Annotated in this window: 9 protein-coding genes; 8 read left to right on the top strand and 1 reads right to left on the bottom strand. The window is 66.4% G+C overall.

Annotated elements, in window-relative coordinates:
* Nucleotides 1-54 precede the first annotated feature (54 nt).
* The 5 genes from CEW88_RS23725 (at nucleotide 55) to CEW88_RS23705 (ending at nucleotide 10,039) form a co-directional block, all read left to right on the top strand.
* Nucleotides 55-1,968, top strand: coding sequence for a glycosyltransferase (locus tag CEW88_RS23725; RefSeq protein WP_108970858.1), 1,914 nt, complete (start codon nucleotides 55-57; stop codon nucleotides 1,966-1,968).
* Nucleotides 1,965-2,771, top strand: coding sequence for a glycosyltransferase family 2 protein (locus tag CEW88_RS23720; RefSeq protein ID WP_108970857.1), 807 nt, complete (start codon nucleotides 1,965-1,967; stop codon nucleotides 2,769-2,771). The genes CEW88_RS23725 and CEW88_RS23720 overlap by 4 nt, the downstream gene beginning before the upstream one ends.
* A 193-nt stretch (nucleotides 2,772-2,964) precedes the next feature.
* Complete coding sequence (locus CEW88_RS23715; protein ID WP_108970856.1) at nucleotides 2,965-4,014, top strand: glycosyltransferase; 1,050 nt, start codon at nucleotides 2,965-2,967, stop codon at nucleotides 4,012-4,014.
* Nucleotides 4,011-6,656, top strand: coding sequence for a rhamnan synthesis F family protein (locus CEW88_RS23710; RefSeq protein WP_108970855.1), 2,646 nt, complete (start codon nucleotides 4,011-4,013; stop codon nucleotides 6,654-6,656). Before CEW88_RS23715 ends, CEW88_RS23710 begins: the two co-directional genes overlap by 4 nt.
* Nucleotides 6,657-6,706: 50 nt before the next feature.
* Nucleotides 6,707-10,039, top strand: coding sequence for a hypothetical protein (locus CEW88_RS23705; protein ID WP_159099726.1), 3,333 nt, complete (start codon nucleotides 6,707-6,709; stop codon nucleotides 10,037-10,039).
* Nucleotides 10,040-10,048: 9 nt separating this feature from the next.
* Here CEW88_RS23705 and CEW88_RS23700 read toward each other — a convergent pair whose 3' ends face one another.
* Nucleotides 10,049-11,962: a rhamnan synthesis F family protein gene (locus tag CEW88_RS23700; RefSeq protein WP_159099725.1), complete on the bottom strand. Its 1,914-nt coding sequence runs from the start codon at nucleotides 11,960-11,962 to the stop codon at nucleotides 10,049-10,051.
* A gap of 225 nt (nucleotides 11,963-12,187) precedes the next feature.
* Here CEW88_RS23700 and CEW88_RS23695 point away from each other — a divergent pair, with 225 nt between their 5' ends.
* The 3 genes from CEW88_RS23695 (at nucleotide 12,188) to gmd (ending at nucleotide 15,933) form a co-directional block, all read left to right on the top strand.
* Nucleotides 12,188-14,224, top strand: coding sequence for a glycosyltransferase (locus CEW88_RS23695; protein WP_159099724.1), 2,037 nt, complete (start codon nucleotides 12,188-12,190; stop codon nucleotides 14,222-14,224).
* A gap of 5 nt (nucleotides 14,225-14,229) precedes the next feature.
* Nucleotides 14,230-14,718, top strand: a complete 489-nt coding sequence (locus CEW88_RS23690) for a hypothetical protein (RefSeq protein ID WP_159099723.1) — start codon at nucleotides 14,230-14,232, stop codon at nucleotides 14,716-14,718.
* 201 nt (nucleotides 14,719-14,919) lie between these two features.
* A complete protein-coding gene (gene gmd / locus CEW88_RS23685) occupies nucleotides 14,920-15,933 on the top strand; it encodes a GDP-mannose 4,6-dehydratase (protein ID WP_108970850.1) in 1,014 nt (337 codons plus the stop codon).
* The last annotated feature ends 42 nt before the right edge of the window (nucleotides 15,934-15,975 follow it).

Here is a 15,975-nt window from a genome sequence, read left to right as displayed (position 1 = left end):
GCCCCCCTGCCCTTCGCCGGCGCCGCGCCGGCACATCCTTTCCCGGAGCCGACAATGGACCTCAAGCAACGCGTCTCTCAAGCGGATATAGACCTGGTGAAGGCCTCAGGGCTTTTCGACGCGGCCTGGTATCTTGAGCGCTACAAGGACGTGTCCCTACTCGGCGTCGATCCGGTCGAGCACTATCTCTGGATCGGTCACCGCATGGGACGCAGCCCCTCGCCGGGCTTCTGCGCCCCGAGCTACCGCAACGCCAACCGCGACATCCGATCGTCGGGCATGGACCCGCTCCTGCATTACCTCCGCGCCGGACAGTCCGAGCGTCGCCCCACCTATCCGGTCATAGACGACGGCACGCAGCACCTTCGGCAGAAGTGTGGCCGGATTTTCAGACGCCGCAACCGCGAGTGGGACTGGGCAGCGCATGACGCGATGACCGGGGAGCTGGAGGCCCTACCGCATGACCACGCCGGGACCAAGGTCTCGATCGTCATGCCCACGTACAACCGCGGCGCGCTGCTGCCGGCGGCCATCGCGTCGGTGCTGGCGCAGACTCATGCAAACTTCGAGCTAATCGTCGTCGACGACCACAGCAGCGACAACACCGCCGAGATCCTGCGCGACATCGACGATCCACGCCTTGTACGGGCCGTCAACGGGTATCAGAAGGGGGTCTCAGGCGCGCGCAACACCGGGCTCGACCTGGCCGGTGGCGACTGGATCTTCTTCCTCGACTCCGACAATTCCTGGCACCCGCGCATGATCGAATTCATGCTCAAGCACGCGACGCGGGCAGAGACTTCCGCCGGCTATTGCGCCGCCGATATCCAGGATGATGCCGGGCAGTCGAAATTCATACTCTATGCCGAGTTCGACTATGAATCCTGCCTCCAGGAGAACTTCATAGACCTGAACTGCTTCTTCCTGCGCTGGTCCGGCCCGTTCCGGGATCTGCGCTTCGACGAGAACCTGCGTCGGCTGGTCGATTGGGATTTCATCCTGAATGTCGCCACGCGCACCCGGGTGGTCGGGCTGCCCTATGTCGGCGTCACCTACGATGACGGCAGCGCCGAGCGGATCACCAACAAGGAGCATGTCTCACGCGAGTCGCTGCAGGATCTGCTCGAGCAGGTGCGCGCCAAGGCGCGTCCGGCCACGCTCGAGGCTGAGACGATCCTCGATTCCTCGGCCTACCGGGTGGCAGTGCAACTGCATGTCTTCCACCCTGACCGGGTGCCGGAATGCCTTGAGTACCTGCGCAACATCCGTTTCGACTTCGACCTCTTCGTCACCACCTCGCTCGACGAGGACCACGCCGCGCTGGCGCTGATCCGCGAGGTTTATCCGCACGCCAGGGTGCTGCGCTATGCCAATGCCGGCGCGGACATCGGCCCCTTCCTCGAGCTGATCTCGACCTTCAAGAGCTACCAGCTGCTGCTCAAGATCCATACCAAGCGGGACGTCGAGCCCTGGGGCGATGCCTGGCGGCGCGGCCTGCTCGAGCCACTGCTCGGCTCGGCAGATCTGGTGGACGAGATCGTCGAGCGCTTTCGCGCGGACGCGCATCTTGCCATGGCCTGCAGCGGCGATTTCTACAAGCACGGCATCCGCAACTCGATCCCCGCCAGCCTCGATCAGCTGACGCTGCTCGCCGGCGAAACCGGGCTTTCAGATCACCTAGAGAGCGACTGGGCCTTCGTCGCCGGGACGATGTTCTGGGTGCGGCCGCAGATCTACCTGCAGCTGGCGCGCCACATGTGCGACTCCGAGGGCTACAGCGTGCAGTTCCTGCGCGACGGCGCGATCGAGCACGGCCTTGAGCGGGCGCTTGGTCTTGCGCTCTGGCAGGACCCGGACAACCGGGTCGCGCTGGTGTCGATGCAGGGCGAGATCTCCGAGACCGCGCTTGGCGAGGCCTGTTCGCTCGAAGGCGTGTCCCAGACAATGAAGAGGCTGCACGGCGCATGATCCGCATCACCACCATGATCCCGGCCTACAACCAGGAGGCCTATATCGACGCCACCATCGCCAGCGCGGTCGCGCAACTGGGCGCTTTCCGGCACGAGATCCTCGTCTCCTCCGATGGCTCGACCGATGGCACGCGGGAGCGGATCCGCGCTTGGCAGAAGCGCTTCCCGATGCTGGTACGTGACGTGAGCCCCGAGCGGAACCTCGGCATCTCGGGCAATTTCCGCCACCTCTTCCAGGCCGCCAGCGGCGACTACCTGGCCATTCTCGAGGGCGACGATCTCTGGACGGATCCCTGCAAGCTGGAAAAGCAGGCGCGCTTCCTTCAGCAGAACGACGACTGCTCGATGGTCTTCTCGATGATCCGAGTACGGCAATTGCCCTCGGGCAAGGAGTCCTTCCTAGACCGGCAGACCGGGCTTACCACGACCAAGCTGCGCGGCGAGGATTTCCTCGCCGATCCGTCGATGAACCTGATCGCCAATTTCTCCTCCTGCATGCTGAGGACGAAGCTGCTGCCCGAGTTGCCCGACCGACTCTTCCGCGAGCGCTTCAACGAGATCGCCATGGCCTTCTTCTTCGAGCGCTTCGGCCCGATCGGCTTTCTGAAAGAAGAGATGAGCGTCTATCATCAGCACGCAGGCGGCGTCTGGACCGGCATCTCGCGCGAGGCGCAGCTGCGCTCGGGGCTGGAGACCCGGCAGATGGTGCTGGAGATCGCCGACGCGCGGCACGCCGGGCGCATCCGCGAGATCATGGAAGAGCGCTACAGAAAGCCTCTGGCGGAGCTCGAGGGCAAGTGAGCGGTCTAGGCATGCTCATGCCCGGCCCCGGAGCGGCCCACAAAACCACCAGCCACGCCATGCCGTATGGGCTCCTCCCTGCCACCGCAGCGGCACGGCGCAAGAGCCATAGGGCATTTCTTTTGCGGAAATCTCCCCCCTGCGTCCTTATGCAAGTGCCAGGTAATCAACGCGACTTCAAAATAGGTCATTTATGAAACGCAAGACGATCTGCTTTGTCTCCGAAACCGGCCGGGCGGACAGGCCGCTTCTCGATCCTTCCGTGCGCTACCGGGCCTACCATCCGAGCGAGGCGCTAAAGAAGAGCGGCCATTTCTGCGCTGTCTATTCCGCCAACCAGTTCTACAAGAACCCCTCCTTCGATTATGACGTCTATATCTTCCACCGCCCCAATATATCCCGTGGTGGATTTCTCGAGGTCATCAGCACGCTGCGCCGGCTCGGACGCTGCCTGATCGCCGATTACGACGACCTAATCTTCGGCACCGAGGAGATCGCGATGATTTCCTCGGCGGTGAAGAACGGCACGCTGACCCCGGATCGCGCCTCTGCGGCCTTTGCCAACAATCTCGAGGCACTGCAGGTTTTCGACAAGGTCACTGCCTCGACCGAGCCGCTCGCGGCCCGGGCGCGCGAATTCAACCCCGGTGCCGATGTGCGGGTAGTTCCAAACATCGTGTCAGAGACCATGCTGACCTTCCATGACGATCTCGGGACCGCATACAGGAAGCGATCGCCACGAATGATCGGCTATTTTGCAGGCACCAAGAGCCATGACCGGGATTTCCCGGTCGTCGAGGCCGCGCTGCATCGGGTGCTGTCGGAAAACAGCGACATAACCCTGCTGGTCGTCGGACCGGTCCTCGTCCCGGGCGGCATCGCGGCGCTGCCCAATGTGATGACGGCCCAGGTCGTCAACTATCTCCGTCTACCAAGCCTGATGACCATGTGCGCCACGGTGATCGCTCCGCTGGAAGACAGTGCATTCAATGCCTGCAAGTCACGCGTGAAATTCCTTGAGGCGGCGCTTTCGGGATGCCGCCTCGTCGCCAGCCCGATTCCGGACATGCAGGCCATTGGAGCGGAACACCTGACCTTGGCCGCCGATCCCAACGACTGGCACGAGGCCCTGTCGGAACCCCTCAGTCCTTCTGACCAGCGCAGCATGGCGGAGCGGAACATGAATTTCCTGAAAGACACCTATTCCGTGGACGAGCTGATTTCTCTGGGAGATTTGCAATGAGAGTTCTGTTCTACGTCGAACCGCATCCGATCCGGAACGTATTCACGCATTTCAAGGATGTTGCGCAGAGCTTTGCACCGCTGCTAGAGACCGGCCCCCGGCTCGACACTCGGATCTACGCAAACGCCGCAACCTTCGATCTACTGAAGGACGCCCTCACGACCGCCGATCTGCGCCTGATCAGGTCCACCAAGGAAGATGAGGCGATCTTCTCGCGTTACAACGTGCCTTGGGTCGGTCAGGGGTTTCCTCACTGGCTGAACCTGATGGCAGGCACTGGCCAAATCGCCAAGGACTACGAAGCCGTCCTCGAGCGCATCTGGCGGCGCTTCCCCTTCGACGTCATCATACATTGGGGCGAGAATGGCGCGGTGACCAATTTCATCAAGGACCGGGAGATCACCCGGATCGGTATGGAGCTCGGCTGCACCCGGCCGCCGTTCTTCGACTCGCTGGTCATGGACCCCTACGGCACCAACGGCTCGGGGATCGTGCCGAAGCTGACGGTTGCCGACCTGCGTGAGATCGTTGAAGACGTTCCGATGTCGCGCGCTGAGGCGATGCTGGCCTATTCCCAGAACATCGAGGCCATGCCATACGAGCTGCAGGTTGCTCCGATGCCCGGCGATCTTCTGGCGCGGGTTGCGGGTGTGGAGAAGCTTGCGTTCCTGCCGCTGCAACTCTTCGACGACGCCAATCTTCTGCGCTTTTCGCCCTACCAGTCGCTGCGGGATGTCGTTCTGGATGCGGTCCCGAAGCTGGCGGCCGCGGGCTATACCACAATCATCACCCCCCATCCCGCGACCAAGCATCGGCCGCAGGGAGCGATGGCGGAAAGCGTCGCAAAGGTCGAGCTGCGGCAATGGGCGGATCAGGTCATCTGGCTCGAACCCGGCGAGACCCGGCCCTCGAACCCGCAGCTCATCTCGCTGGCGGATCTCACCGTCACCGTGAACAGCTCGGTCGGCTTCGAAGCGCTCTACTTCGACAAGCCCGTGGTCGTGCTCGGAGACGCCATCTACAAGCCGCGCGACCTGTTCCCGACACTCGACGAGTTCCTCGCCGGCCGCTTCGATCGCGAAGCCTATCTAGACGGCATCGGCCTGCTGCGCCGCTTCTTCCTCGGCGGCTACCTGCAATCCGCAAAGATCCGCTCCGACATCTCCTCCTTCGAACGCCGCATCGGCATCATCGACCGGCTCTACCGCCAGCACGGCGATGATGCGGCAGCCGTGGCCAAGGGCTTCTGGCGGATCACCTCGGCCTCGACACAGCGCTACGCGGAATCCTGGGCTTTTTCCGGCCAGTCGATTGCTGGCCAACAGGAGTTCGGCACGCCGGTCATCGCGCCGGTCGTCCCGGGCACGACAGGACAGGCGGGCGATCAGGACAGCACTGCCTGGGTGCCGGCGGCCCGTCGGCTCCTGACGCATTCCGGCAAGTCCGATATCGAGGGGTTCAGCACTTGGCTGCGGGGCGCCTTGGCCACGCCGGAAGGTGTCGCGACCATCGCATCCGAAGGCCAAATTCTCGACCCAGCCTTCTACCTGGACAAATATCCCGACGTGAAAGCGGTTGGCGCCGCGCCGCTCGCGCATTACCGCTCGCGCGGCCTGATCGAACGCCGGGTCCCGCGCAAGCGGCTTCCGGGGGTCTCCAAGGAACGGCTGGAAGAGCACCTGACAGCCGCGGCCCGGCTTGTGCTCGACACCACCTCCGGCATCCTGCCGGAGCATGCGCTGACGCCATCGGAGGCAGCGCGGCGAAAGGCGGACCTTGGCGCGATCCGCCAGGGGCTGGCCCGCAGCAGCAGCCGCGTGGCGGTGGTTGCACACCTCTATTACCGCGACCTGGTACCCGAGCTCCTGAGCCGTCTCGAGGCGATCCCCGAAGCGTTCGACCTGATCGTAACCCTGCCGGACTGGGGCAGCCGGCGGATCGAGGCCATGGTGCGCGAGGCCTATCCCCAGGCCCAGTTCTACCACGCGGCCAATCGCGGCCGCGACATCGGGCCGTTTGTCGATCTGCTGCCGACCCTGCTGGATAAAGCCTACGATGCGGTGCTGAAGATACAGACCAAGCGCGGCTATTATCTGGCCGGGCGGCTGCGGCCGGAACTTGGCGATCTGTGGCGCGACGAGGCCTTCGCGGCGCTTCTGGGCAGCCGGGAGCGGGTGAGCGAGATCCTCGCCGCCTTCCGGCGCGGTCCAGACGTGACGATGGTCGGCCCCGAGCCGCATTACCTTGGTCTGGTGCAGTATCCCTACCACGATCGCGGCGTGCTCGCCCACATGGCCTTTGACGAGGCCGAGGCCGAGGGCTTCTTTGCAGGCACGATGTTCTGGGTGCGTCCGGCCTGCCTGCGGCCGCTGGTTGCCTCGCTCGGGCTGTCGATGACGTCCTTCGCAGCCGAGACCGGCGCCAATGACGGCGCCTTGGCGCATGTCGTCGAACGCCTGTTCGGCCATGCCGCAGAGGTCGCTGGCAAGCCGCTCGGTGCTCCCATCGATCCCGAGGCGCCGTTGAACCACGCCCCGCAACCCTTGGCGGTGAAGATGCACGACCGGATCGAACAGGCATTGAGAGAGCAGCAGGAAACCCAAATCGCACAAGCAAAATCAAGGGACGCTTTGACTTGGTAAGCCATCCCCCTTCCGGCGCCGACATCCTGTTCGAAACAGAGGATGTCGCCGTGATCCTGGTGCCCGGCCCGAACAGCCGGCAAGTGGTGGTCACGTTCACGCCACGCCTGCCCGGCCCTCAGCGCCATCCGGTTAGCGGACAGGAAGGGTTTGGCCGCGAGTATTTCACGAAAGCCGGGATCTCGGCGTTCCATGTCGTGCCGAAGTGGAACCACTGGTGGCAGAGTGAGGATATGGCTCAGGCCATCGAAACGATCCGGCGCCATATCCCTCCCGGTCGCGAGGTCTGGACATATGGTGCCAGCATGGGCGGCACCGGAGCGCTGATGTTTGCCAGACCCTTGGGGGCGACCGGCGTTCTGGCACTCTACCCTCAGGCCAGTGTCGATCTGACGCGCGCCAGCTTCGACCCTCGCTGGATGGACGACCGCCAGCGCATTGCGCGATATGACGACAGCTGGCTGGATCACGCGCCGACTGCGAACACCTGGCTACTTTCGGACCCGAGATTTTCTCTGGACCAGCAGCATATCGACATGATCACGAAGGACCATGACGGTATTCACCTGGTACCGCTCGATTTCTCCGAGCATTCCTGCATGCGCATGTTGCTGGAATGCGGAATGCTGTCTGCAACAATCCGCAGCATCTTTGATGGTACCTTTGAGCTACAAGCCTTCCGGAGTGCAATACGTCGCGAGCGGCACCGTTCGCCCGTGGCCCTGACCGGTGCAGCCAATGCCTTGGCGCGCCGTGGCAAGCTGCTATTGGCCTGCCGTTTTTCCAATGCAGCGGTCACGCTTTTGGCGCAAGCCAAGCAGGCCGGGCATTCTCTCGACCCCGCGACCACGGTCGTAGCCATGCATGGTCATGCAATAAATCTTGTGCGCGCCCGGAACAGGGACGGCGCCGCCAATTATCTGCGCCATTTGAGGGACGAGCCCCTGATCTCTGCCGATCATGATTGGCAACTCCTGCAACTAGCTTTCGCCAGCGGTGACCGGCAGGAAGCGGCGCGGCTGTTTTCGAAACGTCAGCGCAATGGGCAGATGACAGGTCCTTGGCAAACCGCCATGGTCGGATGCATGAAGAACAAGTTCTTTTCACCCGAACAACTGGCACAGCTGGGCAAGACGCCCCGAAAGCCAGACATGGTGGTTGGCCCGTCACATGCGATCCGCTGGCAATGGCACCTGCGGGACGGCGTGGTTCCCGGCCCGCTGCCTCCCGAGAAGTTCTGCGGCCTTGGCGGCGCGCCTGTCTGGTCCCGCATGTTGTTCGACCGGGCAACTGCCACGCTTGGCGAACATGGCCACCTCGCCCTTCTCGTTCCGGACTTCCGCTTTGGCAACGGCATCCTTCTTGATGCCGAAGCCAAGTCCGGGCCACTGCTGCAGGATGGATTTCTTGCGATCGCCCCGGAGGCGCTGACCCCGGAGCACGACAGGGCCATGCTTGACCGCAGCATGGCGGCCCTGCAGGCTTGGCACGACCGGTTCGGGAACCGAGCACGCTATGTTTTCTGGTGCCTGTTCGGACGGCAGGTGCATGACCGTATGGCGGGCAAGCACATCACGGACGGCCGCTACCAGCATCCGGTCTTCACCTATGAGGAGATCGTTGCACGGCTTCCCGATCTTGATGTTGTCGATCTGGCGCCGCTGCTCAGAAGGCCGATGCATGATGTCCGCCGCCTCTTCATTGATCCCTCCTCCAACCCTTCCCAGATCGGCTATTTGCTATTGAGCGGCATGCTGTTCGATGGGCTCGACGCGTTGACCGCATACGAGCGTGCAGTGGCGACGGTCGAGGCGGATATGGTCGCCCTCGCTAAGAAGATCAGGAACAGCGCCGGAAGGCCTGTTGTGCTGACCGGGCGTTCGGTCTGGCTGGATATCTTGGTCACATTGCTCGGAGCCACCGGCAGCAGAAAGCTGGCCGATGCGGGGCTGATCGTCATGCCACTCGATCCCGCCCCCGGGCAACCGCCACTCGAGGACTGTCTCAGGCAACATACCGTGGAAAGCTGTCACCCGATCATCCTGGCTGCTGGTGGCGCGGATCTCTCGCCGCAGCTTGCCACCCGCTTTGGGACGAAACCCGAATTCTGGCAAAGCGCAGAAGTGATCGACTGGGAAACCGCGACCGAGACGCCGATCACCGCGCGCAACGAGACCCCGAGACATCGCTACAAACCGACCGGTAGCCCCAAGGCGAGCAAAACTGCAGAGCTGAGACTGGTCTCTTCGATGGTGGAGCAGGGGCCCCTCGGCATGCCGTCCTGGGCAGGGATCCGCCATGTTCTCGAACGCATCGCCACAGGAGCTCCGGCGACCAAGCCACCCGCCCAGAAAGTCGAGGTTTCAAACCCGGTCGCCACATCTGGCATCACCATCGAGGGCGACGCTCTATTGACGGAGGACGGCGTCGCCTTCCTCATCGGCGGCAATCATTCGGTGCTGAAATATGCCACCGGGGCTTGGCGGCCCGGCCCGGACTCGCTGGCGAATTTCGAAAGAAATATCGCCTCGCGCGGCAAGATCGCATCCGCTGCAGGGGCCCGCTTTGCACATGTGATCTTTCCCGACAAGCAATCGGTGATGACCGAGGCCTTTCCCTATCAGCCGGTGACGCGGCTTGGAGATCTCTACACGGCGCACTTGGGCGATCGGACCCGCCCCCTTGTCCTCTACCCCGCCGATCAGTTGCACGACGCCCCTGAGCCAGCCTTCCAGAAGCTCGACACGCATCTGACGGATCACGGCTCGCTTGCCGTGCTGCGCCTGATGCTGGCCCGCGTGGACATACAGGCAGAACGTGCGCTCACACAGATCGAAGCCCGGATTATGAAGCCCCAGCGCTGGAGCGGCGATCTGGGCAACAAGTTCACTCCCCGGCTGTTTCAGGAGGGGGTGGTTCTAGACGCCAACTGGCCGGTAACCGAATTGCGCAGCCCGGGGGGATTCAACAACGGGATGATTGACCTTCTGTTCAATCCCGGGGCCGAACACGACGGGACTGTCCTCATGTTCGGAGATTCTTTCTTCCGCATGATGCTGAAGCAGCTGAGTGCCGTGTTTAGCAGAGTTGTCCATCTCAGAACGCCCTTCCTGCACCCCGAGATCGTCGAGCTCGTCGCGCCCGACATCATCTTTACCGGCAACGCGGAAAGATATCTCGCCCGGGTGACTGCTGACAGCGACGCGCATGCCTTCTCGCTGTACACCGAACTGCAGGGCGGACCGAACTTGCGCGAGGATCCGGCGTTCTTCGAGGCGTGGCGGGCGATGACGTCACCCCGCTCCGCATTTGCACGAGAGTTCCTACAGAAGCTCGGCTTCACTCGAGAAGACTGCACTGCTCCCATCCAACCTGCGCAGTAGGCGCCCCGCTCAGCCCTCGTAATACACCCTATCCGGGCCCAGCACCCCGGCGAGATACGCCCCCTCCGGGTCAGGGATGTAATCCACCTCGGCGCGGTCATGGCCCGAGGCGAGCCCGGGACGGCCAGAGCCGCCCTTCAGCCCCAGATGCAGGGCCGGGTGGTCCTGGATGAGGTACTTGGGCCCCTCGAAGCCGTGCCACCAGTGGCGGTCGACCAGCCCCTGCCGGCGGAGCTCGTCGTTCTCCGAGCGGCAGACCCGCGCCAGGCATTCCGAGGCCGGGCCGCGGCGGAAGCCGCTCTGGGCAAAGGCGGTATGGGCGGGCTGGAAGCCATGTTTCCAGGCGCGCCCCTGCAGGTGGTAGTAGCGGATCAGGTTGAGCCCGACGAGATCGAAGCTGTCCAGCCAAGGCAGCAGGAACTCGGCGTAGAGCGGCGAGTACCAGTCGTCATCCTCGAAGATGAGCACCCGCTCGGCGCTGAGGTGCTCTAGTCCCGCCAGCACATTGCAGGGCAGCGTGTGCGGCGGATCCTGCGGGCCCGGGGCGCGGCGTACGTAGCGCGCCCAGTCCGGCAGCGCGATATCTTCGGTAAGCGGGCGCGCGCCGTCGTCCACCACGATCCATTCCCTTGGCTGCAGGCTCTGGGTCGCCACCATGCGCAGGCACTGGGCAAATGCCTCGGGCCGGTCGCCGGTCGGGGTGAGAATGGCATAATCGCCCACCGGTGCCGCGGCCCGCGCCGCCGGGCTGTAGCGCCGGTCCGCGCCGAGCCCCGGCGCCTGCCCCGCGGCCATCGCCGCCACCGCCGGTGTGATCCAGCGCGTGCCCAGCCCGCCAAGCAGCTCGGTCATCGGGATGTTGCGGCGCGGCGCCTCCGGCGGCAGCCCGGGCAGCACCGTGACCGGCGCCTCGGGATCGAGGCAGGAGGCCAGCGCCACCTGCCCGCCCATCGCCTGCGCCAGCAGCCCCGGCAACCGCTCGCCGGCATGCGCCAACTGGCCATCGCGCTGCACCGGCCCGGGATGAAACTCCCCGGCACCGAGGCAGGCCATCAGCCGCTCGACCAGCTCGGCGCGCAGCCAGCAGAAGGTGCCGCCGAAAAAGCCCCAATCGCTCTCGAGCACGTCGGGAGGAACCTCGGCCCTTTCCAGCAGCCCGGTCAGCGCCGCGGCATTTCCCAGCAGGTAGCTCGGCCCGTGCAGAAAGAGCTCGCGAGCGCCGCCGAGCAGCACCTCGGGGTGGTCGCGGAAGATCGCTTCAAACTCCGCCACCCGCGCCGCCGAGCCGACCGTGCCGCGAAGAAGCATCTCCCGCCAGACCGCGGGCAGCTTGTCGCCCATCTTCGAATGCAGCTTGCAAAAGACCCGGTAGCCGCGCCGGTCGATCCGCTCGAGCACCTGCAGGAAGGCGCCCACGTCCTGCCCGAGGTTGTCCACCGCCACAGGCACCGCGCCGGGAAAGTTCGCGCGGATCAGCGCCTCGTCATGGGCCTTCGAGCCGCGCGGGTAGCTGACATAGATATCGGCGTGTTCGGGGAAGGCTTCCAGGGCCCGACGCAGCTCGTTGAAGACTTCGAGATGATAGGCATGCACGATCACCGCCATCTCGGCGGCCTGCTGTCCCTCCCGCTCCGGGCGGGCGACCGGCCCCAGCGGCGGCGTCAGTTCGCGCCCCTCGGCCCGGCCGTAGCGCTCGTAGTGCAAGAGCGGGTTCACCCCGGCGGCGGCGACATCGGGATGGGCGGCGAGATAGCCGCGGGTGCTGAACCCCGGTCCCGGATCGAAGCCGGCGGCCGCGCCCTCGCGCAGGTAGTGCAGCGCCGCAAAGACCGGGCGCGCGCCCGGCAGGTAGCGCCGGACGTACCAGGAGCGGTCGAAATAGGGGCTCTGTCCGATGCGCGCCGCTGCCAGAAATCGCTTCAAGAGATGCTCCCGTCCCGCCCGGCTCCGCCCCCGAAAGGCGCGGCGCCGGATGCTTTTGCTCCTAGCTATCCGCCCCGCCCCGGCTTTGCCAGATCCGCGCCGCCAGCCTTGCGTGCCGCGGCAGCCACGCCACAGGCGCCGCCCCGTGCCCTGCGCTTGCCGCTGCGCGCGGGCTCTGCGAGAACCTTGGCACATCCCTCGCCCGAAGAGACACCCCAGAGACGCATGGCCGAAACCGACCCCTCCCTCGCCCCCGTGCGCCTGCTGCTGCATGGCGGCGAGGACCGCACGCTCGGCGGCCCCAGCGTGCGGGTGCCGCGCAGCGCCGAGGCGCTGCGGCAGATCGGCTGGCCCGCAGAGGCCGGGCTCTACGAAAGCGCCGCGGAGATCCCCGAGGAGACCGTGCATCTCTTCAACGTCTGGCCGCCCGAGAGCGCTCTGGCGGCGCTGCGCGATCTCAGGGCCGCGGGCAAGCGGGTGGTTTTCTCGCCGATCTACCTCGATTTCAGCGAGATGCCGCTCTGGGAGCCCCTGCAGCAGCCGGATCTGCCGCCGCAGACCCGCGCCGCGCTGCGCCGCCAGCTGCAGACCCGCGGCCAGCACCACGAGATCGCCCCGGGCTATCACGCCATGGTGCGCGAGATGCTGGCGCTCTGCGATCACGTGATCTTCCTCAGCGAGGCCGAGCGCGCGGCGCTGGCGGCACTCGGCGCCGAGGTGCCGCCCGAGCGCGCCAGCCTGGTCCACAACCCGGTCGATGCGGCGCTCTGGCCGGGCGGCGATCCGGCGCTTTTCCGGCAGGCCCACCTGCCCGCGGGCGCCGGCGATTACGTGATCTGCATCGGCCGCGTCGAGCCGCGCAAGAACCAGCTCAGCCTCGCGCGGGCGCTGCGGGACCTGCCGCTCGATCTGGTGCTGGTCGGCCATGACGGCGATCCCGGCTATGCCGCGCGGATCCGCTCTGAGCTCGGGGAGCGGCTGATCCGCCCGGGGCGGCTCGAGCCCGGCGGCGAGATGCTGCGCTCGGCGCTGGCAGGCGCCCGCGCCTTCGTGCTGCCGAGCTGGGCCGAGGGCGCCTCGCTCGCGGCGCTCGAGGCGGCGGCGGCGGGCGTGCCGCTGGTGCTCTCGGAGCGTTCCTCGGAGCGCGAATACTTCGGCGACCTCGCGCGCTACTGCGATCCCGCCGACCCCGAGAGCCTGCGCGCCGCGCTCGCGGCCACGCTGGCCGACCCGGACGCCGCCGACCGTGCCGACGCGCTGCGCGCGCATGTCGCCCGGCACATGTCCTGGGAGGGCTATGCCCACGCCACCGCCGAGGCCTACCAGCGCGCGCTGCAGAGCCCGCCCAAAACGCCCCCAGAGACGTCTCCCGACCAGATCCTGCCACCGCTGCTCGCCGGCGAGATCGCCCAGGCCGGCAGCGAGGCGACCGAGCAGAAGATCCGCTTCGGCGCCGGCTGGCAGGCACCGGAAGAGGGGCTGCGCCGGACCTCCGCGCCGCGCGCCGAGCTCTGGCTGCGCGGAGACCGCGCGCTGCGCCCCGGGCAGGAGGCGCTCCTGCTGCACCTAGGCATCAGCGGCACACGCGCCGACGGCGAGACCGCCGAGCTGCGCGTCCAGTGCGGCAGGGCCTGCCTCTATGCCGCGCCGGTCACCGGCACCGGCCTGCCCGGCGACCTGCTGCTGCGCCTGCCCGCCAGCGCGCTCGATGGGGCGGGCGAGCTGCCGCTGGTGCTCGAACTGCCCCCCGGCCTCGGTCTCGGCTTCGCGCGGCTGCTCGACCCCGAGCTTTGCAACCCGCTCTATCTGCTTCCCAACCCGCAGGATTGGAGCTTTGGCCTGCTGCCGCAGGAGATCGACCTCGGCCTCGCGGCGCAGCGCGCCCTGCTCGCCCCGGGCCTCCAGGCCAGTGCCGCCTGGGGCGCCGGATCGCGCGCGCCGCAACTGGCGCTTTTCCTGCCGATCCTGCCCGGCGCCCCAGCGCAGCGCCTCACGCTCAGCCTGCGCCCGGTGGCCAGCCCCGAGGCCCCCTCGGGCGCGCGGATCTCCTGCAACGGCAGGCTGCTGGCCGAACCGCGCTGGCAAAGCAGCACCCCGGTGGAGCTCGACCTCGAACTGCAGGCGGCCGACCTGCAAGCCGCGCCCGCGGTGCTGCTGATCGAGCCGCTCTCCTCGGCCACCCCGGCGGTTCTCGGCCTCGGGCAGGAGCGCGGCCTGGCCGGGCTCGGGCTCTTCGACCTCAGCCTGACGCCGGAGGGATGAACGCCATGCTGCTGCCGCCTCACAGCCGTTTCGAGCAGCCCATGGAAGGGCGCGAGCTCGGCACCGGAATCCGGCTTGGCCTCGGCTGGCACCCCGGGGACACGGGCCCCGCCCTGAGCCGCAGCCCGCACGCCATGCTGCAAATCTCGGCCGGGCATTTCCCGCAGCCGGTGCCGCTGCGCCTGACCCTGCAGGCCGTCACCGCCCGCCCCGACCGGCCCGCCACGCTGCGCCTGCTGAGCCCCGGCCAGCCGGTGCTGCAACGCGTGCTCACCAGTGCCGAGCCGGTGACCCTGCGCCTTGCCTCGCCGCGCCACGCCCCGGGGGCCGAAAGCACCGCGCTCACACTCGAGATCGACATCTTCGCCAGCCCGCTTCTGGACGGCACCGGATCCGACGAACGGCAGATCGGCCTCGCGCTGCACGCCATCACCCCGCGCTGGCCGCTGCACCAGCGCTTGCGCGGCGCGCTGGCCCGGCTGCGCCGCGGCTGAGCCTGCCTCTGCCCCCAAGCCGTGTCTTGCATGTAGCACCCTGCCCCCGGGGCACGGCGCGGGCCCTGTGCGCTTGATCCCCCCCCACCGGGCCTCTATCACATCGCAGGACCTGATCTTGCCTCCCGCACGGGGGCGCAGGAGAGGGACCAAGAAGGCGGCGCATACCGCCCGGACAGGGACTTTCAGAGGCAGGACCCCATGAAGACAGCATTCATCACCGGCATCACCGGGCAGGACGGCGCCTATCTCGCGAAGCTGCTGCTCGAGAAAGGCTACGAGGTCCACGGCGGGGTGCGGCGCATCTCCCATTCCGAGACCCTCCGGCTGGAGCTGCTGGGGATCGCCGATCAGGTCACCCTGCACGAGTTCGACCTGACCGAGCAGAACAACATCTTCCGCACCATCCAGAAGATCGAGATGGACGAGTTCTACAACCTCGCGGCGCAGAGCTTCGTCGGCGCCTCCTGGGACCTGCCGATCTACACTTCCGACGTCGATGCCATGGGCGTGGTGCGGGTGCTCGACACGCTGCGCAGCCTGCGCCCGGACGTGCGCTTCTACCAGGCCTCGACCTCCGAGATGTTCGGCCTCGTGCAGGCGGTGCCGCAGAGCGAGACCACGCCGCTCTACCCGCGCTCGCCCTATGGCGTGGCCAAGGTCTACGGCCATTACATCACCAAGAACTACCGCGAGAGCTTCGGCCTGCACGCCAGCTCGGGGATCCTGTTCAACCACGAAAGCCCGCTGCGCGGCGCCGAGTTCGTCACCCGCAAGATCACCCTCGGCCTGGCGGCGCTGGCCCGCGGCGGCGAGGCGGCGGTGGAGCTCGGCAACATGGACGCGCAGCGCGACTGGGGCTTTGCCGGCGATTACGTCGAGGGCATGTGGCGCATGCTGCAGCAGGAGGAGGCCGATGACTACGTGCTGGCCACCGGGGTGACCACGACGATCCGCGACTTCTTCACCTATGCCGCCGAAGAGCTGGGCATGGAACTGGCCTGGGAAGGCGAGGGAGAAGCCGAGACCGCCACCGACCGCAAGAGCGGCAAGCTGGTGATGAAGGTGAACCCGAAGTTCTACCGCCCCGCCGAGGTCGACCTGCTGATCGGCGATGCGACCAAGGCCCGCGAGAAGCTCGGCTGGGAGGCGCGCACCGACATTCGCGCGCTGGCGCGGATGATGGCCAAGTCCGACTACGACGCGCTCGCCTGAGCCGCCTGACCCACCGACTGCCCTTCTGCCCAAGGAAATCCC

It is taken from the genome of Alloyangia pacifica, from assembly GCF_003111685.1.
In the GTDB taxonomy this organism is placed as follows: domain Bacteria; phylum Pseudomonadota; class Alphaproteobacteria; order Rhodobacterales; family Rhodobacteraceae; genus Salipiger; species Salipiger pacificus_A.
The sequence above is the reverse complement of the archived record's forward strand: the minus strand, read 5'-3'. Positions and strand labels throughout refer to the sequence as shown.

Bases quoted from the DNA above. Each gene is read 5' to 3' on its own strand.
- CEW88_RS23690 (WP_159099723.1), top strand. From the start codon at position 14,230: ATGCTGCTGCCGCCTCACAGCCGTTTCGAGCAGCCCATGGAAGGGCGC.
- gmd (WP_108970850.1), top strand. From the start codon at position 14,920: ATGAAGACAGCATTCATCACCGGCATCACCGGGCAGGACGGCGCCTAT.
- CEW88_RS23715 (WP_108970856.1), top strand. From the start codon at position 2,965: ATGAAACGCAAGACGATCTGCTTTGTCTCCGAAACCGGCCGGGCGGAC.
- CEW88_RS23720 (WP_108970857.1), top strand. From the start codon at position 1,965: ATGATCCGCATCACCACCATGATCCCGGCCTACAACCAGGAGGCCTAT.
- CEW88_RS23725 (WP_108970858.1), top strand. From the start codon at position 55: ATGGACCTCAAGCAACGCGTCTCTCAAGCGGATATAGACCTGGTGAAG.
- CEW88_RS23710 (WP_108970855.1), top strand. From the start codon at position 4,011: ATGAGAGTTCTGTTCTACGTCGAACCGCATCCGATCCGGAACGTATTC.
- CEW88_RS23695 (WP_159099724.1), top strand. From the start codon at position 12,188: ATGGCCGAAACCGACCCCTCCCTCGCCCCCGTGCGCCTGCTGCTGCAT.